This window comes from Sporomusa termitida, from assembly GCF_007641255.1.
Lineage (GTDB): Bacteria > Bacillota > Negativicutes > Sporomusales > Sporomusaceae > Sporomusa > Sporomusa termitida.
On the sequence record NZ_CP036259.1, the window covers coordinates 2,480,046 to 2,501,929 of the forward strand.

The 21,884-nt window shown below is 50.4% G+C and carries 22 protein-coding genes and 1 other annotated feature; of the genes, 4 read left to right on the forward strand and 18 right to left on the reverse strand.

All coding sequences use genetic code 11. The features are described from left to right. Positions 1 to 7: 7 nt before the first annotated feature. Genes SPTER_RS11635 through SPTER_RS11645 form a run of 3 tightly spaced genes read left to right on the forward strand, consistent with a single transcriptional unit; the run spans position 8 to position 2,595 of the window. Positions 8 to 952 carry an AAA family ATPase gene (locus SPTER_RS11635; protein WP_144350551.1) on the forward strand — a complete coding sequence of 315 codons (945 nt, stop codon included), beginning with the start codon at positions 8 to 10 and terminating at the stop codon, positions 950 to 952. A 5-nt stretch (positions 953 to 957) separates the two neighbouring features. Further along, a complete protein-coding gene (locus SPTER_RS11640; RefSeq protein ID WP_144350552.1) occupies positions 958 to 2,307 on the forward strand; it encodes a vWA domain-containing protein in 1,350 nt (449 codons plus the stop codon). A gap of 27 nt (positions 2,308 to 2,334) precedes the next feature. Then, positions 2,335 to 2,595: a hypothetical protein gene (locus tag SPTER_RS11645; RefSeq protein WP_144350553.1), complete on the forward strand. Its 261-nt coding sequence runs from the start codon at positions 2,335 to 2,337 to the stop codon at positions 2,593 to 2,595. 92 nt (positions 2,596 to 2,687) lie between these two features. Here SPTER_RS11645 and SPTER_RS11650 read toward each other — a convergent pair whose 3' ends face one another. From SPTER_RS11650 to SPTER_RS11660, 3 genes are all read right to left on the reverse strand, one after another. Continuing rightward, positions 2,688 to 3,029, reverse strand: coding sequence for a CC/Se motif family (seleno)protein (locus tag SPTER_RS11650; protein ID WP_144350554.1), 342 nt, complete (start codon positions 3,027 to 3,029; stop codon positions 2,688 to 2,690). 24 nt (positions 3,030 to 3,053) lie between these two features. Continuing rightward, positions 3,054 to 3,914, reverse strand: coding sequence for a D-amino-acid transaminase (gene dat, locus SPTER_RS11655; protein ID WP_144350555.1), 861 nt, complete (start codon positions 3,912 to 3,914; stop codon positions 3,054 to 3,056). 167 nt (positions 3,915 to 4,081) lie between these two features. Continuing rightward, on the reverse strand, positions 4,082 to 4,546 hold the full coding sequence (locus SPTER_RS11660; protein WP_144350556.1) for a peroxiredoxin: 465 nt from the start codon (positions 4,544 to 4,546) through the stop codon (positions 4,082 to 4,084). A 123-nt stretch (positions 4,547 to 4,669) separates the two neighbouring features. On the opposite strand from SPTER_RS11660, the gene SPTER_RS11665 reads away from it, so the two are divergent. After that, the gene (locus SPTER_RS11665; RefSeq protein WP_144350557.1) at positions 4,670 to 5,809 is read left to right on the forward strand and encodes an acyltransferase; all 1,140 of its coding nucleotides are present in this window, start codon (positions 4,670 to 4,672) and stop codon (positions 5,807 to 5,809) included. Between the two features lie 71 nt (positions 5,810 to 5,880). Here the strand turns inward: SPTER_RS11665 and SPTER_RS11670 are convergent, their stop codons facing one another. The 15 genes from SPTER_RS11670 to trpD form a co-directional block, all read right to left on the reverse strand. Next, entirely contained in the window at positions 5,881 to 7,257 is a 1,377-nt protein-coding gene (locus SPTER_RS11670; RefSeq protein ID WP_144350558.1) for a hypothetical protein, read from the reverse strand. Positions 7,258 to 7,269: 12 nt separating this feature from the next. After that, entirely contained in the window at positions 7,270 to 9,027 is a 1,758-nt protein-coding gene (gene pyk, locus SPTER_RS11675) for a pyruvate kinase (protein WP_246105583.1), read from the reverse strand. A 24-nt stretch (positions 9,028 to 9,051) separates the two neighbouring features. Further along, positions 9,052 to 9,252, reverse strand: a complete 201-nt coding sequence (locus SPTER_RS11680) for a hypothetical protein (RefSeq protein WP_144350560.1) — start codon at positions 9,250 to 9,252, stop codon at positions 9,052 to 9,054. A gap of 127 nt (positions 9,253 to 9,379) precedes the next feature. Then, complete coding sequence (locus SPTER_RS11685) at positions 9,380 to 10,555, reverse strand: M20 metallopeptidase family protein (protein WP_144350561.1); 1,176 nt, start codon at positions 10,553 to 10,555, stop codon at positions 9,380 to 9,382. A 261-nt stretch (positions 10,556 to 10,816) separates the two neighbouring features. Continuing rightward, entirely contained in the window at positions 10,817 to 11,017 is a 201-nt protein-coding gene (locus tag SPTER_RS11690; protein ID WP_144350562.1) for a hypothetical protein, read from the reverse strand. 134 nt (positions 11,018 to 11,151) lie between these two features. Further along, positions 11,152 to 12,492 (reverse strand): MATE family efflux transporter, encoded by a 1,341-nt coding sequence (locus tag SPTER_RS11695; protein WP_144350563.1) that lies wholly within the window; start codon positions 12,490 to 12,492, stop codon positions 11,152 to 11,154. A gap of 119 nt (positions 12,493 to 12,611) precedes the next feature. Next, positions 12,612 to 13,583, reverse strand: coding sequence for a 2-hydroxyacid dehydrogenase (locus tag SPTER_RS11700; protein ID WP_144350564.1), 972 nt, complete (start codon positions 13,581 to 13,583; stop codon positions 12,612 to 12,614). Positions 13,584 to 13,995: 412 nt separating this feature from the next. Then, positions 13,996 to 14,826 (reverse strand): prephenate dehydratase, encoded by an 831-nt coding sequence (pheA, locus tag SPTER_RS11705; RefSeq protein WP_144350565.1) that lies wholly within the window; start codon positions 14,824 to 14,826, stop codon positions 13,996 to 13,998. A gap of 36 nt (positions 14,827 to 14,862) precedes the next feature. Next, positions 14,863 to 15,128 (reverse strand) — a binding site (T-box leader). Between the two features lie 38 nt (positions 15,129 to 15,166). Beyond that, positions 15,167 to 15,757 carry an anthranilate synthase component II gene (locus tag SPTER_RS11710; RefSeq protein ID WP_144350566.1) on the reverse strand — a complete coding sequence of 197 codons (591 nt, stop codon included), beginning with the start codon at positions 15,755 to 15,757 and terminating at the stop codon, positions 15,167 to 15,169. Between the two features lies 1 nt (position 15,758). After that, positions 15,759 to 17,249, reverse strand: a complete 1,491-nt coding sequence (gene trpE, locus SPTER_RS11715) for an anthranilate synthase component I (RefSeq protein WP_144350567.1) — start codon at positions 17,247 to 17,249, stop codon at positions 15,759 to 15,761. Beyond that, entirely contained in the window at positions 17,249 to 18,040 is a 792-nt protein-coding gene (trpA, locus tag SPTER_RS11720) for a tryptophan synthase subunit alpha (protein WP_144350568.1), read from the reverse strand. The genes trpE and trpA overlap by 1 nt, the downstream gene beginning before the upstream one ends. Beyond that, a complete protein-coding gene (trpB, locus tag SPTER_RS11725; RefSeq protein WP_144350569.1) occupies positions 18,037 to 19,221 on the reverse strand; it encodes a tryptophan synthase subunit beta in 1,185 nt (394 codons plus the stop codon). The genes trpA and trpB overlap by 4 nt, the downstream gene beginning before the upstream one ends. After that, positions 19,214 to 20,011: an indole-3-glycerol phosphate synthase TrpC gene (trpC, locus tag SPTER_RS11730; protein WP_342787130.1), complete on the reverse strand. Its 798-nt coding sequence runs from the start codon at positions 20,009 to 20,011 to the stop codon at positions 19,214 to 19,216. Before trpC ends, trpB begins: the two co-directional genes overlap by 8 nt. Continuing rightward, positions 19,941 to 20,582 (reverse strand): phosphoribosylanthranilate isomerase, encoded by a 642-nt coding sequence (locus SPTER_RS11735; RefSeq protein WP_342787131.1) that lies wholly within the window; start codon positions 20,580 to 20,582, stop codon positions 19,941 to 19,943. The genes trpC and SPTER_RS11735 overlap by 71 nt, the downstream gene beginning before the upstream one ends. A gap of 188 nt (positions 20,583 to 20,770) precedes the next feature. Next, on the reverse strand, positions 20,771 to 21,808 hold the full coding sequence (gene trpD / locus SPTER_RS11740; RefSeq protein WP_144350571.1) for an anthranilate phosphoribosyltransferase: 1,038 nt from the start codon (positions 21,806 to 21,808) through the stop codon (positions 20,771 to 20,773). Between the last annotated feature and the right edge of the window lie 76 nt (positions 21,809 to 21,884).

Sequence of the window (21,884 nt, forward strand, 5' to 3'; positions counted from 1 at the left end):
AATTGTTATGGACAAGCAATCTACGCCTTTTATCACCATGCCGGAATTGCGTGTTGCTTTTGAAGCGCAAGGATATATTAGTGATATAGAACTGTTAACGACTGTCTATTTAGCTTTAAAGCTGGAAAAACCGCTCTTAGTTGAGGGTGCGCCCGGCGTTGGGAAAACCGAAATTGCCAAAGTATTGAGTAAAGTGTTTAATACCGAGCTAATTCGCCTGCAATGCTATGAAGGTCTGGATGAAAACAAAGCCTTATATGAATGGAATTATCAGCGCCAGCTGATCAAGATTCAGATGAGCAGAGACAGCGCTTGCCAAAACCTTTCCGAAAACGATATTTTCTCGCCCGAATACTTACTGGAGCGCCCTTTACTGAAAGCTATCAGGGCCGAGAAACGTCCGGTTTTATTAATTGATGAAATTGACAAAACCGACGAAGAATTTGAAGCCTTCTTATTTGAAATCTTATCAGACTTTCAAATATCGATTCCTGAGCTTGGTACTGTCAAAGCCAGCCATATCCCCATTGTGGTACTGACAAGCAACCATGACCGGGAATTATCCGAAGGCCTGCGCCGCCGCTGCATTTATTTATATATTGATTATCCACCTATAGAAAAAGAAATTAATATTATCCGCGCTAAAATTCCTGAAGCTACCGAAAAACTGGCACAGCAGATTGCAACAGCTGTCAATCACCTGCGCACCAATCTAATGCTGGCCAAACAACCGTCAATTGCGGAAACACTGGACTGGACAAGATCGCTGATTGCCATGCACGCCGACCACCTTGATTCAACCCTGATTCAACAGACAATGGGACTATTATTTAAAAACCGCGATGATCTTATGGCCTTCCAAAAGGATTTAGGGGCTGAAGGGCTGTGCAAGGCTGTCAGACAGGCGACTACTACCATGGATTGCCATAGCGATAAAAGCTGCGGGGGCTGATCTTATTGCATTCACTTGCTGATAATTTAGTAGGATTTGTTCAGATTCTCCGCCAGCTCGGGGTACGGGTAAGCATTGCCGAAACCATTGACGCGGTAGACAGCCTGACGGTTATCGAACAATTCGACCGGGATGTATTTCGGGCGGCTTTAAAAAGCACACTAATCAAGAATTCTGAAGATCAGGCGGCCTTTGATCAAGCGTTTAACCTGTTTTTTGTGCCGCCCGAAGCCAAACAGCAGCAGCGGGAGGATTGGGATTCTAAACAACAATCTGAGCTTGAGCAGTCGCAGCAAGCCCAGGAAGAACTGGTCTTCCAGGGGCGCCCGCTTGAGCTCCCGGATGAGCTTATGGATGTTTATAAACGTTTGCCTGAACAGGAAAAAAAGCGGCTGCAGGATTTTTTGGGAAAGACCTCGACCGGTCATAATGTAAAAGAATCTTTTCAGCCGGTAGTGGAAAACCTGCTCAAAAGCTCATTGTCCTTCTGGCAGCGCCAGCTGTCACCGGAAGATCTGGCTCAGTTGGCTGCCGCCCGCCGCCAATTATTGGGGCATCACGAGCTTGACCATGTTGTCGGCTCGGCTGCCGGCCTTGGCGGTACAGGCCGCAATTCTTTGCTGTATAAAAACATGCAGGATATTGCCGAACATGAGATTCCTCAGGTCACAGCCCTGATCAAACGGTTGGCGCATAGGCTGACTACCCGCATTTCCCGGCGCTTCCGTTTGACCGGCCGCCGCAAGCTGATTGATATTCGCCAGAGCATCCGCCGCAATACCCGCTATGGCGGTACAATGATTGCCCTTAAATACAAGACCAAAAAAATCCACAAACCCAATATTGTCCTACTGTGTGATGTGTCAGCCTCTATGACAAAATATGTCCGTTTTACCCTGCCGCTGCTGTTTGGCTTATCCAGTGTTGTCAAAAACATTGAAACCTTCATTTTTGCCACTGATTTAGAAAAAGTCACCGCCTATTTTAAGCGCAGTGATGATTTCGCCCAGGTTATCACCTCTTTAGTAGCAGATTCTGCCCAAATGGGACAAGGCACGAATTTATCTATTGCGCTGACCAGTCTGAAGGCCGACTATAAGCAGTTATTATCACCTTCAACCCTGCTTTTTATTATCAGTGATGCCAATACTCTGGCGCCGGTCGAAACAGCCGGTGAATTGTCCGCTATCAGCAAAAAAGTTAAACGCATTCTCTGGCTGAATACCCAGCCCAAAGAGCGCTGGGGGCAGCACAGCGCAATAACACTATTTTCCCAGTACTGCGCCATGTTTGAGTGTTATTCGCTGGCGCACCTGACCAAAATATTGTCACTTAACTTAACCCGCCAACCATGATAAACATAAAAAAGGATGTGACCGATAATGTATTATGATGGCCCTACCTTGCTTGCCCATTACCAGCGCTGGCTTACTACCTATCGCGAGCCGATTGAAGCCAAACTAACCACCGCCCTGAGCCACAGAGATCAACAGCAGGCTATGCATAACGCGATGGAAGTGCTGCTTACCGAGGTGCTGCCAATGGCTATTGCCGAAATGATTTTATTCAACAATGGCCGCCTGGAAGAAAAAATCCAGGAAGATGGCGGCAGCTGCTCAAGCTGTGCTACTAATTTTAAATAAAAAACTGCTGGCGGCCAAAGCCGCCAGCAGTTTTTTAGCCTCATGAAAAGGGATAAGGCAATCTATGCCCCAACAGGCACAAACCGTTTTTTCTAACAGGATGTACAGCCACCGCAGTCTTTGCCGGGGGCAGGCAGGCCATACACAACCAGCCGTTTACCGAACAGCGTGGTTTCAATATCAACTCGCAAAGGATTCTCATTGTCATAGTTCCGGATTGAGGTATGGGCGTAAATTTCAGCGCCATCAATTGTCACTGCTGCATATTCGGCAGCTTCGCCCTCTTCTGGTTTACCTGTTTTTACGGCCGGAACCGGCGCTATCGAAGGAGGATTACAACAATTAGGAATTAGACGTTGCTCTAGTTTTACAGTAATAATACCTCCCTCTTGTGCAATAAATTCCTGCGCCCGTTCGGTAACGATCATATTCATAGCTTGCTCCACCTTTCTCGCTGCTTATTTACGTCCGCATTCCCGGTCAACCATCGCCCAGTAGGCTTGCTGAATATTACGGGTGACCGGCCCGACACTGCCGGTGCCGACCGGCTGTCCGCTTAAGGCCACAATCGGCACGATCTCACTATTAGTGCCTGAGATAAAAGCCTCTGTGGCCGCTTTAGCAAACGCCTCATCAAATCTCTTCTCAATCACCGGTACGCCAAGATCGGGTGCTATTTTTTCAACGATCAGTGTTCTGGTAACACCGGTCAGGATAAGATTACTGCGGGGATGTGTCCAGGCAACACCATCTTTTATTACAAAGAAATTACTGCTGGTTCCTTCAGTAACAAATCCGTCCCGGACTTGAATGCCCTCGAAGCAGCCGGCTTCTTTGGCCTTTTGCTTGCCCATGACATTTCCCAGGAGATTAAGCGACTTAATATCACATCTAAGCCATCTTTCATCAGGTATTAACAAGCCTTTGGCGCCTTCCAGTTTATTCTTATCAGGGGCAGCGCCGGCAGGCCGAATCGACATTGTCAGGCATGGCACCACATTCTCAGGAAAGCCATGAGCCCGGGGCGAAAAACCGCGGGTTATTTGCAGATAGATTGCCCCATCGGCAATCCCGCTTTCTTTGATTAACAAATCATGAAACTCGGCCAGTTCATCATAGGTATATACAGCCGGGATTGTCAGTTCACGCAGCGAACGGTACAATCTGTCCACATGCAGTTTCAAGGCAAAACAACGCCCATTATAGACCCTTGTTACTTCATAAACGCCATCCCCAAACTGATGGCCTCTATCTTCCATTGGTACAATAGTTTCATTTAAGTCTATCAGCTTGCCGTTGATGAGGCCGATTGGCTTCATGGATAGTCACTCCCTTATTTTAGTAATATACATTATTACACAGCAGTATCCAATCTCCTGCCCAATTAAAAAAATTCTTCGCAGGCTGGTACTTCATCGCCGCAAACCAATGATAGCTTGCGCAGCTTTTTCCGCACTGCTTTGTTGTGATTCTTTACAAAATCCAGTTACTTCAATGCCGTCAGTACTGCTTGCGCATGGCCGGCAACCTTGACCTTACGAAAAATCCGGATTATGATTCCCTGTTCATTAATAATAAAGGTTGAGCGTTCAATCCCCATCACTTTTTTACCATACATATTTTTCTCTTTAAACACGCCATATAACTGACTTACCAGCCGGTCAGTATCACTTAACAGGGGAAACGGGAGCTCGTGTTTAGCACTAAACTTCTCATGCACCGCCAGGGGATCCCCGCTTATCCCCAGAATGACTGCCCCGGCAGCGGTAATAGCTGCCGATAATTCACGAAATCCGCGGGCCTCATCGGTGCAGCCGGCGGTATTATCTTTAGCATAAAAATACAACACTACCTTCTGTCCCAGATACTGGCTCAAGGTTACCGGACTGCCGCCGGTCGCCGGCAGGGTAAAATCCGGGGCCGTCTGCCCTTCTTGCACTTGTTCAGGCATTTGTTGCCATCTCCCTTTACACAAAAGTTTATTGCAGTTACAGCCGCTACAGCCTATAATTAAAGGGTACTATGTGATCGAATCAACACTGATAAAACCAATGCTAAGGAGCAGCTGAACACTATGGCCAAGCAGCACATACTTGCTCTCGATTATATTCGCGGCATATCGATGTTAGGTGTATTAGGCATTCATACCGGCGCTTATTCACTGGCTAATCCTGCCGCCAATCCCCATTTGTTTGCGTTACTGGAAATATTCACCCGGTTTAGTGTGCCCATATTTTTCTTTGTATCGGCTTTCGGCTTATTTATCAGCCAGCCACTGCAAACCGAGTTCAGTTATCGGGCCTTCCTGCGCCGGCGCTTCAAGGCTGTCCTGCTGCCATACCTGGCCTGGTCTTTTCTCTATATGCTGCATTATACCTGGATCAGCAGTGATATAAGCCTTTGGCACAGCCCGCTTATTTATAAATACCTGGCCTTTGGCCTGGCTTCTTACCAATTATATTTTTTGGTTATTCTCATTTGGTTTTATGCTTGTATGCCCTGCTGGCGACAATTAGTGCGCTGGCTGCTTAAAGCACCGGTAATTGGCTTGCTCAGCCTGCTGACTGCCCAGATCCTCTTTAACTACTATTCCAGTTATATACTCACCGCAGACTTTGACAACCACTATCTTAATCTCGCAGTTCAGCACCGCATGAGTTTTTTAATCTTGCATTACCTATTCATTTTCATCCTCGGCGCAGTCTGTGCTGAGCTTTATCCGCAATTTTTGGCCGCGCTGGAACGGAACAGAGACCGGATCACTGTATTTTTTACCGCAACATTAACAGGTATGCTATGTTTTTATTATTACCTGATTTACAACGAACACTACAGCCTGGAACAGGCTGTAAACACTTCCCACCAGTTGAGTCCGGTCGGGGTCCTGTATACACTTGGCGCAACCCTGTTTTTTTTCACTGTTTTCAGCCGACCTTTGCCGGCGGCCCTGGCAACCGGCTTGGCCTGCTTAGGCAACTATTCCTATCTTGTTTATCTTGTCCATCCGTTGGTCATGTATTATCTGATGATCGAACTAACGCAAGCCGGTATACAGCTAACAGCACCGGTGACAATCGCTTTTTATCTGGCAGCTCTTGTTTTGAGCACAGGTATGGCAGCCCTCATCAATAAAGCCGGTCGCCTTATCCCGCTGCTGAGTCTGGCCCTTACAGGGGCATTCCCCAAACAGGGTACTATTCGTCAAAAAGCATAACCCCGCACCAGGGCGTGAACTTAATAGAGTCTGAGGTAAAAAAGGCGGACATTTATTGTCTGCCTGCTTTTTTAAATTAAATAACCAAGCTGGGCCAACCGTTCCCGGTTAGCCAATGTTATTGTGTCTGGCGCATAAAAACTGCTGCCCTCGGCTGTCGCACATTTTTGGCGGCGCTTAATCCGTATGTAATATAAAAACAATAGCTGACAAAATTTCCTAATGGATTTTTGCTGGCCTGTATTGGCCGGACACTTAATCCAGTTCAGATAAAGCTCATCGATGATATCGGCAGCTGTTATGGTAAAATTCTGGCGGGAAACAAAATCCACCAGCTGCATGCATTCTCTCATTAGTATGTAGAGAGAATGCTGCCGGAATATATCGTTTACCAAACTAGAATTAAGTTCTGCAGCCAAAAGGCGCCGGCCTGCTTCCAGGAGTGGATAGACAATGTCAAAACTCTCGGCCAGGCTGCGTTGCGTCACTGCCAGTCTGGCCGCCTGCCCGGCGCTGTCAACAGCCTGACGCCAGGTAGCATTGGCCCGAACCTGTACTGCTAAGTCCAGACTGAGCATGGATATTGCCCCGGCGGCCTGACTGAACGGATTGAGACTGTCCATACCGGCGATATGACTGCATTCACCAACAATACCTGCTAACGTGTTATTTGCTAATACTTTTTTGTCCGCCAGCTGCCTGATATAATCGGTTAAAGGTTCAATCACCGAGGCGTCACCTGCTTTTACTACCCGGAGCAGCCAGGCCGACAATACCCCGGTTACCTGCTCCTGGATAACGCTGTCCGGCGGTTCGGCGGCAAGCCAGGCTGCCAGTTTTGCCTGAATCTCCCGGACAAGACCGGCATCACCCCGGCGTAAAGCAGTAAGACCTGTTACTTTTAAGGCCCGCATTACCGCCGTACGCACACCATCGGCTTGTACTGTACCCAGGCTGGCAAAAATGATTTCTACTGCCCGGGCGGCCAGAAAATTATGGCGGTGTTTTAAACTGATGACAGCAATTAAACCAAGCTGTTCCACGATTGGCGGCAGCTCGGCCGCATTTATATTTTTTACCAGGGGCCGGAAAGCGTCAATACCATGACCGGCGGCATCAAGCTGGTGGGAACGCAGGGCCAGAAAAACAGCGGCGGTAAGGCGGCCAGGCTCGGCGGCACCGCCTAGGCCATAGCCTAGGGCCAGCTTTAATAGATCAAAAGCACGGTAAATGTTATCTGCATCACCGGCAATTAAACTGGTTTTTAATAACTTAAATATCTGCCGCATCATTCGTTTAGCAGCTGCAGCAGGCAGCCGGCGCTCACGGGATCTGCCGCGGAGCTGAGATTCAATGGTCTTAAACTGCCAGTCCAGCCGCCTGGTGTACAACCACCACGCGGCTAAAACTCCCCCTCCTGTTAACAAACCAATCAACCATACTGCCATAAGGGTTTCTCCCTATCTAGCGTTAATTTCTCCCTGATATACAATCCCCCGGGCCGCATCCACAGTAACAATCGCACCATCCTGCAACCGTTCGGTAGCATCTTCCACCCCGACCAGCACCGGCATGCCAAAGCTTACCCCCACGATAGCGGCATGTGAGGTTAGTCCGCCTTCCTCAGCAACAATTGCCGCTGCCTTAGCAGCATAAGGTGCCGTTTCCTCGTCAATACTGGCAACTACTAAAATGTCACCCTCCCGGAATTTAGCTTTAAGCTCTTTAACAGAAGTGGCAATAACAACCTTGCCGGTAACGGCCTGTTGCCCGATGCCGGTGCCACGCGTCAAAATATTGCCAACAATGTGTACTCTGATCATATTGGTGGTGCCCGATTTGCCAGCAGGTACCCCGGCCGTAACCACGAGTAAATCCCCGTCGTTAACAACCCCGGCCTGTAATGAAGTGGCAACCGCGCTGTGCACCATTTCGTCGGTATTATTAAAACTGGGGCCCAAAACCGGATAAACCCCCCAGAGCAGCAGCATCCGCCGCACTGTTTTTTCGTTGGGAGTAACAGCAACAATGGTAGACTGAGGACGATATTTTGACACCATGCGGGCAGTGTAGCCGGACTGGGTGGAGGTTATAATCGCTGCCGCGCCCAGTTCATGTGCTATCTGGGCAGTGGCATGGCTGATCGCATCAGTCGTTGTACGTTGCAATTGAATGCCTTTGCCTGCTAAAAGTTCACTGTGCCGGAGCGAGTTCTCGGTACGAACGGCAATCCGGACCATTGTCTGCACAGCTTCGACCGGATACTGGCCTGAAGCCGATTCGCCACTGAGCATAATAGCATCCGACCCATCCAGGATCGCATTGGCAATATCGCTGGCCTCTGCTCGTGTTGGCCGGGGATTGGTAATCATAGACTCCAGCATTTGAGTAGCGGTAATAACCGGCTTCCCGGCTTTATTACACTTTTTGATCAGTATTTTTTGGACAAGCGGTACTTCTTCCGCCGGAATCTCTACCCCAAGGTCGCCCCGGGCGACCATAATACCGTCAGAGACTTTGAGGATTTCGTCAATATTATGAACACCCTCTGCGTTTTCAATCTTAGGCACGATGTCCATCTCATAGTTGGCAGCTTCCAGTATCTTGCGAATTGCCAGCACATCGGCAGCCCGCTGTACAAAAGAAGCGGCAATGGAGTCCATTTGATTTTGAATACCAAACATGATATCAGCAACATCCTGCTCAGACAGAGGCGGCAGGTTAATCGCAACCCCCGGTGCGGCTACCCGTTTGCGGTCCCCAATTTGACCACTGTTTTTAACAGTGGTAATAATGTCATCGCCGTCAACAGCGTCGATCTGAAGGCTTACCAGACCATCGGCAATCAGTATCAGCTGGCCGGGCGCAACCTCCCGCGGTAATAGCTTATGGGTAACAGAGGCAATCTCACTGGTACCAAGCACATCGCGGCTTGTTAATACAAACTTTTGATCTTTCTCCAAATAAACCTTGCCGTCGGCAAATAAGCCCAGCCTCATTTCCGGGCCTTTGGTATCAAGCATCAGGGCAATCGGCCGCTTGACATTCCGGGCGGCTTCTCTTACCCTGGCTAACCGCCTGATATGATCGGCATGCTGTCCATGGGAAAAATTAAACCGGGCGACATTCATGCCTGCCTCCATCATTGCCTCCAGAATACCGGGCTTATCGGTACTGGGGCCTACCGTGCAAACAATCTTGGTCTTTTTTAGCAACATGAACACTCCTTAATTAAATACGCTTTATCGTATCGCGTGTTGACACAAAATCGCGTGCGCTTCATTGGCTTCTGATTCCAAAACCAAAATTTCATACAAGCCATCGCCGAGAGCAGAAACAATTCCGGCCGCACGAATGTTGGCAAGTACCCCTTCATTACACAGTACATTTTTATACAGTTCGGCCTGTGCCCGGTTAGAAGCTATGTATACTACGGTCCACATAAGTACCCTCCTATTAGCTTCTTTCTATAAGTTAAACCAACCACCGAAAACTAATGACTATAAATGACTGGTTCTCCAACTTTGCCTGTATTCCTGCTTTAAAAATTCTCATTGGCATTTATTCCAGTTAAGTTTTCTGTAGCAGCCGCAAAGCGGCCTCAACCATAACTTCAACCCCATGAACAAGCGCCTGTTCATCCATATCAAATTTGGGATGGTGATGGGGATATATAATCCCTTTTTCCTTATTGCCAATGCCCATGAACAGGAAGCAGCCCGGTACCTGCTCCTGGTACCGGGAAAAATCCTCAGCTCCCATTACCGGGCTTATCTCAATAACCTGATCAGCCCCCAGCACCGCCTTACCGGCAAGGGCTACAACGCCGGCAAGGCGGGGATTATTAATCACCGGCGGATAACCATTGCAATTCGCCAACGTGTAAGCAGCCCCTGCAGCCGCACAAATACCGGCACAGATCTGCTCAATACTCGCAAATATTTTTTCCCGGACCTGCGGGGAGAAAGTCCGCACCGAACCCTGCAGAACAGCGGTATCAGGGATGATATTAAATACCTCGCCCGCCTTAAACGCACCAAGCGATAGAACTGCCAGCTCATTCGTACTGATCTGATTGCCGGTAATCGTCTTTAAGGCTAATACAATTTGTGCGCCCACATAAATAGGATCAATCGTCTGCTGCGGCATCGAGCCATGGCCGCCACGGCCCTGAATAGTGATGGTAAATTCATCAGGTGAGGCCATCATCGGCCCATAGGTGATCCCCATGGTTCCGGCGGCGAGCGGTTGCCACAAATGGGCGCCAATAACAGCAGCCACGCCCCGGAGGGCACCGTCGGCAATCATAGGCAGAGCACCGCCGGGGAACCGCTCTTCGCTGGGCTGGAACAACAACCTGATGTTGCCTGCCAGCTCAGTTCTCATTGCGCTAAATACCCGGGCTATAGTCAGCAGCATAGCCGTATGGCCGTCATGACCACAGGCGTGGCAGAGACCCGCATTCTCTGAGCGGTATGGCTGATCAATTTCATCTTGAATCGGCAGAGCGTCAATATCCGCCCGGATTGCCACCGTTGGCCCCGGCCTGCTGCCGGTAATCTCGGCAATCACGCCGGTACCGGCAGCAGGCCGGGGTTCCAGCCCCATAGACCTGAGCTCTGCTATTATTTTTTTCTGGGTTTCATATTCCTGGCCCCCAAGCTCAGGCCGCTGCCGGAAATGGCGCCGCATAGCTACCACATATTGTTCCTGTTCCTTGACAAGATTATGGACTGAAAACTTCATACCTACCGCCCTTCCCGTTTTGCATCCCTAGAAAATAATAATTCCACTTTGTAAATATGTACACCAATAAACCGGAAAATCCTGCCTCCGTGCTTTAAAAATTGCCCATGACGAAAGCCTTATTCAAACAGCAGTTAATAGACCGTGTATCGGTTTTAAGAAAGATGAAGTACTAGCACTTCACTTCAGCTCCCGGTACTAATACTGATAAAACAAAAAGGCTAGCACCTGTTCTAGGTTTAGCCTTTCAACTGAACAATATTACCAATAATAATAGACTTTATTCCCATCATGCTTGATATAACCATGGCGAAGTTTTTTGCCCTTTTTTTCATCGGCTTTCTCCCGGGTCATATCCTCATCCTGGTTACTTCCTTTGGCCGCCGCGGCCGGCACTGCGGCAATCGCCCCCGCCAGAACAATAACGGAAAGAAGAATGGCAACCAGCAACCAGCTTTTCATACCTATCAGCCTTTCATAATCTATACAGGCTGTTATTCGCTGCTTAACCGGTATTTCCTGCCCTGCAGCCAGGTAGCCAGCTAAGAATTATTTGCCAGCAAAACCCGGACAGCAGGCATCGGCAGGCTTATTCATCAGGTAAGGTTGTCCAGTTTCCGCAGTTCCAGCCACAAGTAGCCCCCGGTTACAAGTGATGAAACAAAATCAGCGACCGGACCGGCAAACCAGATGCCCGGCAACCCGAAAAAATGCGGCAGGATAAGAATGGCCGGGATTAAGATAATGACTTGCCGGGACATACTGAGGAAAATAGCGTGACCAGCCTTGCCGACAGCCTGAAAATAGTTGGCGCCGATAATCTGAAAGCCAATAATCGGCAGTAAAATGAGAAACACCTTCAGCCCGCTCGAACCAATGGCAATCAGCTCCGGATTATTATTAAATACCCGGATGATTGGCGTAGCAAATAACTGGGTTACAATAAACCCCAGAATAGAAACAGCAGTGGCTGCATATATGCCCAATTTTATTACCTCAAGCATCCGGGTATAATTTTTGGCCCCGTAATTATAGCCTAATATTGGCTGCACACCTTGGCTGATACCTAAAATGGGCATTAGTATCAACATCGCCACCCGATTAATAATCCCAATTGCGGCCACAGCCAATTCCCCGCCATATCGCAGCAGGCTGTAGTTGTATATCACCGTTACCACACTGGCGGCAAGCTGCATCAGAAATGGCGACAGGCCGATTTTAACAATCTCATACACAATATTTTTATCAAGCCGGAGATTGGTCCAGCGTAATTTAAGGACACTCTTGTCACTGGTAAGATACCTGAGAACCCAGGTCGCGGAAACGGCTTGAGCAACCACAGTCGCCAGGGCTGAGCCGGCTATTCCCAACTCAAAAACAAAAATAAACAGCGGATTAAGCGCGGTGTTTATTACTGCGGAAATAAGCATGGTCGCCATTGCCACCCGGGGATTGCCCTCCGCCCGTATGATATTATTCAGGCCGAACCCAATATGCATAAATATACTGCCAAGCAAAATGATCCGGGTAAATTCACGGGCATAGGGCAGTACATTGGCTTCGGCGCCCAGCCCCACCAGAATCTGGTCTAAAAACAGAAAAGCCCCGGCTGTTGTCGGCAGCACGGCAATAACCATCAAGGTAAATGCATTGCCTAAAATAAATTCAGCTTCCTGGTATTTCTGCTCACCCAGACGGATTGATACCAGCGTAGAGGCACCAATGCCGATTAACATGCCAATGGCCATTAATACAAGCATAATGGGAAATGCTATTGTTACCGCCGTAAGGCCAACATCGCCAACCCCATTGCCGACAAATATGCTGTCAACTATATTATATAAAGCGTTGACCACCATACCCACTATAGCCGGCAGAGAAAAATCCCACAACAGTTTACTGATTTTCTCCTGACCCAGAGCCTGGGATTGATCCATAGTTTCCCTCCCGCTGAATGCAAAGATCTGTATAAGCAATAATGTATCCTATTGTAATCGGCAATATTAATTTATTGAAGCGGGATTGCCCATTACAACCCCGCTTTTCCACCTGGTTATTACTGGTAATTCACCTCATTATTCACACAAGTGACCAGTGGTTTGCCAGCCAGCCCCAGCAGCAGATTCTCGGCTGCCAGCAGCGCCATCCTGCTGCGTGTTTCCCTTGTTGCACTGCCGATATGGGGAGTAATGAGAATATTGGGCAGTTTTATGAGCGGATGGCTGGCCGGCAGCGGCTCAGGGTCGGTAACATCCAGGGCAGCGTACGCTATCTGCCGCGCAACCAGAGCATTGTATAAAGCCTCGGTATTCACTACCGCACCCCTGGCAGCATTGATAAAATAGGCCGTCGGCTTCATCCTGGCAAATTCGTTGGCAGCAAACAGACCGCGACTTTCAAGGGTAAGCGGCGTCAGTACAATAATAAAATCAGACGTGGCCAGCAGCTCTTCAAAACAACAATACTCAGCCCCGATTAGGTCATCATCAGATCGTTGCCGGCGATTATTATAGATGACTTTCATACCGCTGGCCCTGGCCCGCCTGGTAACCGCCGCCCCAATGGCCCCCAGACCAACAATTCCCAGTGTCTTACCATATAAATCTACGCCAAGCGGCAGCGCTGCCTCCGGCCATTTACCGGCCTGTACCCAAGCCCAGCCTTCATGGATGCGGCGCGCAGCCGTTAGTAACAGGCCAAAAGCCAGATCCGCGGTCGTCTCTACAAGTACTCCCGGTGTGTTGGCAACCGGAATCTTCCGGTCTGTACAGGCCTGAATGTCAATATTGTCATAACCTACTGCTGGTTGGGCAATGACCCTTAATTTAGGCGCAGCCGCCAGCAACCCGGCATTAACAGCTATATTAGGCAAAGCCAGCAAACCCTCGGCCGCCTGCAGCCACTCGCCCAACTGGTTCAGTGTAGGCACCCCGGGCTGTTCCCACTGCCGCACCTCACACTGTGCCTGTATCGCCGCCAAAGCCGACGGCATAAGGTGGCCGGCTATTACTACTTTATATTTACCCATTATGCTTTCACCCCACATAAGACTTTATTACTTAATAATTCCGCTTGCTGCCGGAAAATTCCTTGCATACAATTAGAAAAACTTGGCTATGCCAAGTCCTTTAGGATGCCGGCGGAAGCCGCCTGTGCCCTTTTGGGTAAAGATTTTTCAATAGCAGCGAATTTTTATAAATTCTGCCGGGGATAAAAAGACAGCCAAAATAAAAAGACGCAATGCGTCTTTTTATTGGCACTAATCGCCGTTGTCTTCCAAAACAAACTCGTCATTTGTCAAGTCCAGGCCAGTATCAGTAACGTAATTCGGCATCATATCCGGCATAGTACATCACCTTTCTACTAACACAGTACATTTGTCTTTAGAAATACTATAACATAAGTACCAGGGCCTGTCTAACGGATGTTTATGGTAACATCTAAATTACATATACGATCGGATAAGACCCGAAGTTTTTATACCACAGACATTTTGCTTTAACTGCGCTGACAGCCTCGGCGATATTCGGCGCCGCCAGGCTGCCTTCAAGGTCAAAAAAGAAAATATACATACCCAGTCCGGTGCGGGCAGGCCGTGACTCTATCCTGGTAAGGTTTACTTCGCGGCTGGCAAATTCGGCCAAAATATTATACAGGCTCCCCGGCCTTTCCCCATTAATCTGACACACGAATGTAGTCTTGCTTTTCCCTTGTACACAGGCTGCAGCCTGCGGCTCCAGACCAATAAACCGGGTTGAGTTGGCCTGATGATCATGAATGTCCGGCGCTAATACGGCCAGTCCGTAAATTTCAGCTGCCTTCAGGCTGCCTATAGCTGCATATAAGCCATCGCTGCCGGCAACTATTCTGGCTGCCTCGGCCGTACTTTCAACCGGTTTCAGTTTGGCCTGAGGGTAAAGAATCGCCAGGGTTTTCCGGCATTGGGCAAGTGCCTGGGGATGGGAAACAATCGTTGTCACCTCCTGACAACCCTGCTTGCCAAGCAAATTATGCCTGACAGGCAAGACTATCTCTTTGGTAATATATAGCGCAACATCATGGGCTATCGTATCCAAAGTAATATTGACAGAGCCCTCCAGTGAATTTTCAACAGGAACGATACATTCATCAGTCTCCCCCAGCGCAACCGCTCGAATAGCGGCATCAATACCGTTATAGGGGATTAAAGCCGCTTCATTGTTTTTATATAAATACAATACGATTTCTTCACAGTAAGTTCCCTGCGGCCCCAGATAACCAACTTTTCTCATTTAATAACCCTCCCCAATATAAAAACTCCCGTCCTGTAAAAGGACGAGAGTTAACTCGCGGTACCACCTTTGTTATCCGCTGCCCGCGGATCACCTCTAAAGTACAGGCTTAACACCGATACTCCCCTTCGCTGCTAACGGTGAAGGTCTCCGGCTCCGCCTACCATCTGCGGCGCCCGGCCGGCAGATTTCAGCAAGCAACTCCGAGGTGAACTTCAGCAGACCAATCCGTGCCGGCTCTCAGCCTTCCGGCTCTCTGTAGCGGAACTAGCATACCTACTTTTCCTCTTCATAGTCATTAACGCTATTTTCCCTAATATATCATGTGTCTGTTAAATATTCAAGCGAATTTGTTAGTCTTGGCATTAGTTTTGTCAGCGAAATTTTCCAGAATCGTCATTCCTTTTGGTGTCAGGATTGACTCCGGATGAAATTGTACCCCTTCAACATCATATTCCCGGTGCCTAAGCCCCATAATCAAACCATCCTGTGAGGTAGCTGTGATTTCCAGACATTCCGGCAACCCGGCCTTTTCAACAATGAGAGAATGATACCTGCCGGCAATAAAAGGCTGCGGCAGCCCCTGGTAAAGACCTTTACCCCGATGAATAATATATTCTGTTTTACCGTGCACCGGCTGCGGGGCCCGAATGACCTGCCCGCCGAATACCTCACCGATAGCCTGATGTCCCAGACAGATCCCCAGTATCGGTATCTTCCCGGCCAACCGGGCAATAGCTGCTTTGCTGATCCCGGCCCGGGCCGGTGTTCCCGGCCCGGGCGAAATAATAATGCCGCTATACCCCGCATTATTTATCTCCTCCACAGAGACCCTATCGTTCCGAATGACGGTAACCGCGTGGCCTAAACTGGCAACATACTGATATACATTGTAGGTGAAAGAATCATAATTATCAATAAGTAAGATCATGTCATTCCGCCTCCTCAACTAATTGCATCAAGACACGGGCTTTATGCATAATCTCATGGTATTCCAGCTCTGGCACGGAATCAGCGACAATCCCCGCTCCGGTCCGTACCGTGACCTGCTGGCCGTCAATAATTAACGTCCGGATTGTAATGCAGGTATCCATATTGCCCCTAAAATCAAAATATCCCACAGCACCGGCGTAAGGACCACGACTGTCGCCTTCCAGTTCATAGATAATCTCCATGGCCCGCACTTTAGGGGCACCGCTCACCGTACCTGCCGGAAAACATGCAGTCAGCACGTCAACAGCGGAAAATTTGGGGTCGACCTGACCTGATACCTCGGAAACAATATGCATGACATGGGAAAACTTTTCAACCTCCATCAGCCTGTCAACAGTAACTGTTCCCGGCAGACTGATCCGCCCCAGGTCATTGCGGCCAAGATCCACCAGCATCGCATGCTCGGCTCGTTCCTTGGCATCTGCCAGCAATTCCGCGGCCAGTTGATCATCCTCAGCCTGACTGCCGCCCCGGCGGCGCGTCCCGGCAATCGGGCAGGTCAGCACCTTGCCGTCTTCCAGCTTTACAAGGCGTTCAGGTGACGCGCCGACAAGCTGCTTATCACCAAAATTAATATAAAACATGTACGGCGAAGGGTTGGCCTGCCTTAGACGCCGGTAGAGGGCAAACGGATGCCGGGTCAGCTGGTAGTAAAAAGGGCGTGATAACACGACCTGAAAGATATCGCCGGCAGCAATATATTCTTTAGCCTGCTCTACCCGCTTGATATACTGCTGCTTAAGCAGGGCTTCGTCCTGCTCAAACCTTATTTCCGGCCGTTCACTCCGGCCGGCCTGGTTATCCGCCTGACAGGCTTCAGGCAATGTCACAGGTTGTTTAAGTTTAGCCATCAGCCCGGCCAGTTCCTGCAGCGCCTGGTCGTATTCCGCTGCAGCCCGGGCCCCTGGTTGAAGCTGCACCAAATTGATCAGGCGTGTGGAATGGGTCAGATGATCCATCACAATGATATATTTACAAACCATCATCTCAATAAGCGGCAAATCCTCAGGGATGTTCAGACCATATACCCGTTCCCAGGACGCTACCGCTTCATATGCGGCATACCCCACCGCCCCGCCGGCAAACGGCGGCAGTGCCGGCAGATTCGGCATTGAAAAATTTTGTAAAAATTCCTTAAGAATAAGGTGTGGCTTGCCTGCCGCCTGCGCTGTGTTGCCGGCAACACGAATGTCGGCTTGTTTGCTGTAGGCAGTAAGCGACGCCAGCGGCTCGGTGCCAATAAATGAATAACGGCCAAAGGTCTTGCCTGTTTGGGCGCTTTCAAGAATAAAGCCGGCCCTATCGCCCACTAGTTTGTAATACATGGAAACAGGGGTTTCCATGTCTGTGGACAGCTCAACCCAAACCGGCAGTACCGTGTAGGTCTCTGCCAACCGGCAGAATTCTTCTGTAGCTGGATACGCCTTCATCAGCACCCACACTCCTTATCGAGCGCCTGCCTGATTGCGCTTGTGAACTCCCGTACCGCCTCAACACCACTGTTCGTTAGCCGTTCCATGACCGCGCTGCCGACAATGACAGCATCAGCATATTTAGCCGCCTGACACGCAGCGGCCGGACTGCCGATGCCAAAACCCATGGCCAGCGGCAAGCCGGTCTCCCCGCGCACAGCGGTCATAAGCGGCGCCAGCTGATCATAGTCAATCTGGCGCACACCGGTAACACCGGTGCTTGATATGCAATACAAAAAGCCGGCCGCCTGACGGCAAATTGTTTGTAAACGGTCAGGTGTAGTCGTAGGCGCAATAAACTTGATTAAGTCCAGCCCCGCCTGCCTGCAAGCCGGTTCAACAACCGCCGTTTCTTCGACAGGCAGGTCAGGAATGATCAAACCTGTGATTCCTGCCTTGGCAAAACTGCCGGCAAACTTGTCAATCCCGAACTGCAGCACAATATTGTAGTAGGTCATAATAGCCAGGGGGATGGTCGTCTCCTGCTTAAGAAGCGTTACAAGCTCCAGTGCTTTCCCGACAGTAGCCCCGGCTGCCAGCGCCTGCGTCGCCGCATGCTGGATAATCGGCCCGTCAGCCATGGGGTCGGAAAAAGGCAGACCAATCTCCACTAAATCGGCGCCGGCTGACTCTACGGCCTTTACCGCCTGCAGCGTAGTGCTATAGTCGGGAAACCCGGCTGTCAGGTAAATAATCAGCCCTTTGCGGCCTGTCGCGCTCAGGGTACGAAATTTTTCTGCTATATTCATCCTGCCAATCCTCCCATTACCTGTGCCACCATCTGCACATCCTTGTCCCCCCGCCCTGACAGGCAGACAACAATAACCTCGTCCGGCTTGGTCTGCGGCATCAGGGTTTCCAAATAGGCCAGGGCATGAGCGCTTTCCAGCGCCGGGATAATTCCTTCCAGCCGGGCCAGACGAGCAAACGCAGCCAGCGCCTCTTCGTCGGTAACCGCCGTATAGGTTACCCTCCCGGTGTCTTTAAAATAGGAATGCTCAGGCCCAACACCGGGATAGTCAAGACCTGCCGATATGGAATAAGCAGGAATAACCTGACCTTCACTGTCCTGCCGCAGATAACTTAAGGCACCGTGCAGCACACCCGGCTTGCCATTAGTCAGTGAGGCCGCATGCTCGCCGGTTTGTAAGCCTTTGCCGGCTGCTTCCACCCCGAGCTTGGTCACGGACAGGTCGTCACGGAACTGATAGAAAATCCCCATGGCATTGCTGCCACCGCCGATGCAGGCTACCAGATAGTTTAATTTTTCGCCGGCAGCCGCAATCTGGGCAGCGACTTCCTGACCAATTACGGCCTGAAAATCTCTAACCAGCATCGGATACGGATGCGGCCCCACCACTGAACCAATAATGTAGTGAGTGTCCTGAATATGGGTAACCCAATAGCGAATGGCTTCACTGGTTGCATCTTTTAAAGTGCCGCTGCCGCTGGTGACCGGCACAACCTCGGTCCCTAAGAGCCGCATGCGGAAAACATTAAGCGCCTGCCTTTCCATATCCTCAGCCCCCATAAACACAGAGCACTGCAGGCCAAACAACGCAGCTACCGTGGCACAGGCCACCCCATGCTGACCTGCTCCCGTTTCGGCGACGATGCGTTTTTTTCCCATCTGCCGCGCCAGCAGCGCCTGACCGATGGCGTTATTAATCTTGTGCGCACCGGTGTGGAGCAGGTCTTCCCGCTTCAGATAAATCTTCCCCCGGCCATAGTGCTGGCTCAACTTGGCCGCATAATAGAGTTTTGTTGGCCGGCCTGCATATTCGTTAAGATAAAAATCCACCTCCGACTGAAACGCCGCATCTTCTTTCAACCGGCGGTAATTGGCTTCCAGCTCAATCAGGGCCGGCATCACAGTTTCCGGGACAAACCGGCCGCCATATTGTCCAAACCTTCCATTATCATTAGGCATTTTGACCTCTCCCCTCATATTGTAAGCTGGGCACAGCCAGCTCACACGTCTTAGCCGGCCTATCCGGGGCTGTAACCAGCCCTTCGCCAACTAAAATTCCCTTAACACCGGCATTTTTCAGTTTTAATGCATCCTCACCGTTCTTAATACCACTCTCGCTGATTATTAACCAGCCTGGTTCACAATCAGGCAATAACCTGAAGGTCTGCTCAATATTAGTTGTAAAGGTCTGTAAGTCCCGGTTGTTAATCCCCACCAGCCTGGCACCTGCCTGCTTTACCCGGCTAAGCTCCGCCAGGGTATGCACCTCCACCAGACAGTCCAGCCCCAGGCTGGCTGCTAGCTGGGACAAGGTGCGGAGCTCACTGTCTGACAAGATGGCGGCAATCAGCAGGACCGCATCAGCCCCGGCCGCTCTGGCCGCATAGAGCTGGTACTCGTCAATGACAAACTCCTTGCATAACACCGGCAGGCTGACAACAGCTTTTACCTGTCGGATATCGTCCAGACAGCCGCGAAAAGCGGCGTTGGTATGCACAGATAAGGCGGCCGCCCCGTTAGTGGCAAAAATGGCAGCCAGCTCCGGCACCGTGTAGTCTTTACACAAAGTGCCTTTGGCCGGAGACGCCAGCTTGCACTCAGCAATAAGTGCCCAGTCCCTGCTTGCAAGAGCCGAACTAAAAGCAAAGCTGCCGGTAGTTAGCCTGCCGCTTATTGTTTCAAGCGGGGTAACCTTTTTCATTAACGCTACCGCTTGCCTGGTTTGAGCTACAATTCTGTTTAACATCATCAGCCACCTCCACGCCCCGGACTGCGGCAATAAACCGCTCAATTTTTTCACGGTCTTTAACCCCATTTGTTTCTACCCCGCCGGCTACATCAACACCATCCGGCTTAAGTATCTGAATGGCCTCTACGACATTGCCGGGTGTCAGCCCCCCGGCTACCAGGAATGGCCTTGGCACTTGCCTGATTACGCTTCGTGCCTGCTGCCAGTCAAAAGTTATACCTGTTCCCCCCTGCTGCCCGGCACTGAAGCTGTCAAACAAGGTCCAGTCCGGCTGATAGCCGGCCAAAGCGGCGGCACTAAATTCCGGACTGATGCCAAAAGCTTTAATCACCGGATAACCGGTCAAACGGCAGTATGCCGGTGACTCATCACCATGCAGCTGAACATAGTCCAGCCGGCAGGCCCGCGCAATCGACTGCACCTCGGCCAGTGGCGCATTAACAAATACGCCAACCTTGCCAATCCCGGCCACCTGGCTGGCAATGGCCCGGGCTTTCTCCACGGTAATCTGCCGCCGGCTGGCGGCAAACACAAAACCCATCAGGTCTGCACCAGCATCCCGCGCGGCCAACGCGGCCTCAATTGTCCTGATACCACAAATCTTTATAATAATGCTAAGCCCTCCTTATACCTTGACCGGATTAAATCTTTGGTATCTTGCGGATCTTTTCCCGCCCTGCTTGGTTGTCGTCACCTTGCATATGTCCGCTATGCGCGGCCCCTCCGCCTCGCAGGACAAAAAATCCTCGCAATCTAATCTCAAATTTTAAGTGACTCACAATACTGGTAATTCTGAGTAAATGACTTTAACGCTTCGAGCTTAGCTAACGCTGCCCCGCTGTCAATGCTGACCGCAGCCAGCTGTATCCCGGCGCTGATATCGGTTGCCGCATCGGCCACAACCAGGGCGGCCGCAGCATTCATCAGGACAATGTCGCGTTTAAAACCAGGCTCGCCGGCCAGCAGCTGCCTAATAATCCGGGCATTGTCCTCAACGGTGCCGCCCAGATAATCAGCCAGGGTGCAGCGCTTAAAGCCATATAATTCCGGGTTAATCACATAAGAACGGATTTCACTGCCCCGTACTTCAGCCACCTGCGTTGGCGCTGCTGTCGATATTTCATCAAGTCCATCCAGGCTGTGAACAATCAATGCACTTGTTACGCCCAGCTCGGCCAGTGCCTGCGCAACTTTCAATGTTAAATCCGGGGCATATACCCCCATCAGCTGAAAATTTGCCCCTGCGGGGTTAGTCAGCGGTCCAAGCAGGTTGAACACGGTACGGAAGCCCAAGGCCTGCCGGGGATTGACTGCATACCGCATGGCCTGATGGAAATTAGGCGCGAAGATAAAGCCTACGCCAATCGTATCAATGGCTTCAGCTAAGGCCGCAGCCGGCAATTCCAGCTTTACCCCCAGTGCGCTGAGCACATCGGCGCTGCCACAGGCACTGGACACCCCCCGGTTGCCGTGTTTGGCGACATGAAGTCCGGCCCCGGCCAGGACAAAGGCGACGGCGGTCGAGATATTGAAAGTTCCCTGTTGATCGCCGCCGGTACCGCAGGTATCAATTAACTTCCTGGCACCGCACTCTACCTTGATGGCATGACTGCGCATCGTCTCGGCAAAGCCGGCAACCTCCAGGCTTGTTTCCCCCTTCATACGCATGGCTGTTAAAAAAGCACCGATTTGTGTTTCACTGGCCTGGCCTGACATGATTACCTGCATAGCAGCTCTGGCCGCTTCCCGGGAAAGGTCGTGGCCGGCAACAGCCTGCGCAAGATAGTCTTTTAACATAACTCCCAGCCTCCTTGGCAAAAAAATAAAGACCATTTCACCTCAGGGGCGAAATGGTCCGCGGTACCACCCTAAA

What these genes read in the sequence shown, in the direction of transcription:
- SPTER_RS11660 (WP_144350556.1), bottom strand. Translation starts at nt 4,546, where the DNA reads ATGCCTGAACAAGTGCAAGAAGGGCAGACGGCCCCGGATTTTACCCTG.
- trpD (WP_144350571.1), bottom strand. Translation starts at nt 21,808, where the DNA reads ATGTTAAAAGACTATCTTGCGCAGGCTGTTGCCGGCCACGACCTTTCC.
- dat (WP_144350555.1), bottom strand. Translation starts at nt 3,914, where the DNA reads ATGAAGCCAATCGGCCTCATCAACGGCAAGCTGATAGACTTAAATGAA.
- SPTER_RS11690 (WP_144350562.1), bottom strand. Translation starts at nt 11,017, where the DNA reads ATGAAAAGCTGGTTGCTGGTTGCCATTCTTCTTTCCGTTATTGTTCTG.
- pheA (WP_144350565.1), bottom strand. Translation starts at nt 14,826, where the DNA reads ATGAGAAAAGTTGGTTATCTGGGGCCGCAGGGAACTTACTGTGAAGAA.
- SPTER_RS11695 (WP_144350563.1), bottom strand. Translation starts at nt 12,492, where the DNA reads ATGGATCAATCCCAGGCTCTGGGTCAGGAGAAAATCAGTAAACTGTTG.
- SPTER_RS11665 (WP_144350557.1), top strand. Translation starts at nt 4,670, where the DNA reads ATGGCCAAGCAGCACATACTTGCTCTCGATTATATTCGCGGCATATCG.
- SPTER_RS11635 (WP_144350551.1), top strand. Translation starts at nt 8, where the DNA reads ATGGACAAGCAATCTACGCCTTTTATCACCATGCCGGAATTGCGTGTT.
- SPTER_RS11685 (WP_144350561.1), bottom strand. Translation starts at nt 10,555, where the DNA reads ATGAAGTTTTCAGTCCATAATCTTGTCAAGGAACAGGAACAATATGTG.
- SPTER_RS11680 (WP_144350560.1), bottom strand. Translation starts at nt 9,252, where the DNA reads ATGTGGACCGTAGTATACATAGCTTCTAACCGGGCACAGGCCGAACTG.
- SPTER_RS11710 (WP_144350566.1), bottom strand. Translation starts at nt 15,757, where the DNA reads ATGATCTTACTTATTGATAATTATGATTCTTTCACCTACAATGTATAT.
- SPTER_RS11645 (WP_144350553.1), top strand. Translation starts at nt 2,335, where the DNA reads ATGTATTATGATGGCCCTACCTTGCTTGCCCATTACCAGCGCTGGCTT.
- SPTER_RS11700 (WP_144350564.1), bottom strand. Translation starts at nt 13,583, where the DNA reads ATGGGTAAATATAAAGTAGTAATAGCCGGCCACCTTATGCCGTCGGCT.
- trpB (WP_144350569.1), bottom strand. Translation starts at nt 19,221, where the DNA reads ATGCCTAATGATAATGGAAGGTTTGGACAATATGGCGGCCGGTTTGTC.
- SPTER_RS11650 (WP_144350554.1), bottom strand. Translation starts at nt 3,029, where the DNA reads ATGAATATGATCGTTACCGAACGGGCGCAGGAATTTATTGCACAAGAG.
- SPTER_RS11670 (WP_144350558.1), bottom strand. Translation starts at nt 7,257, where the DNA reads ATGGCAGTATGGTTGATTGGTTTGTTAACAGGAGGGGGAGTTTTAGCC.
- trpC (WP_342787130.1), bottom strand. Translation starts at nt 20,011, where the DNA reads ATGATGTTAAACAGAATTGTAGCTCAAACCAGGCAAGCGGTAGCGTTA.
- trpA (WP_144350568.1), bottom strand. Translation starts at nt 18,040, where the DNA reads ATGAATATAGCAGAAAAATTTCGTACCCTGAGCGCGACAGGCCGCAAA.
- pyk (WP_246105583.1), bottom strand. Translation starts at nt 9,027, where the DNA reads ATGTTGCTAAAAAAGACCAAGATTGTTTGCACGGTAGGCCCCAGTACC.
- trpE (WP_144350567.1), bottom strand. Translation starts at nt 17,249, where the DNA reads ATGAAGGCGTATCCAGCTACAGAAGAATTCTGCCGGTTGGCAGAGACC.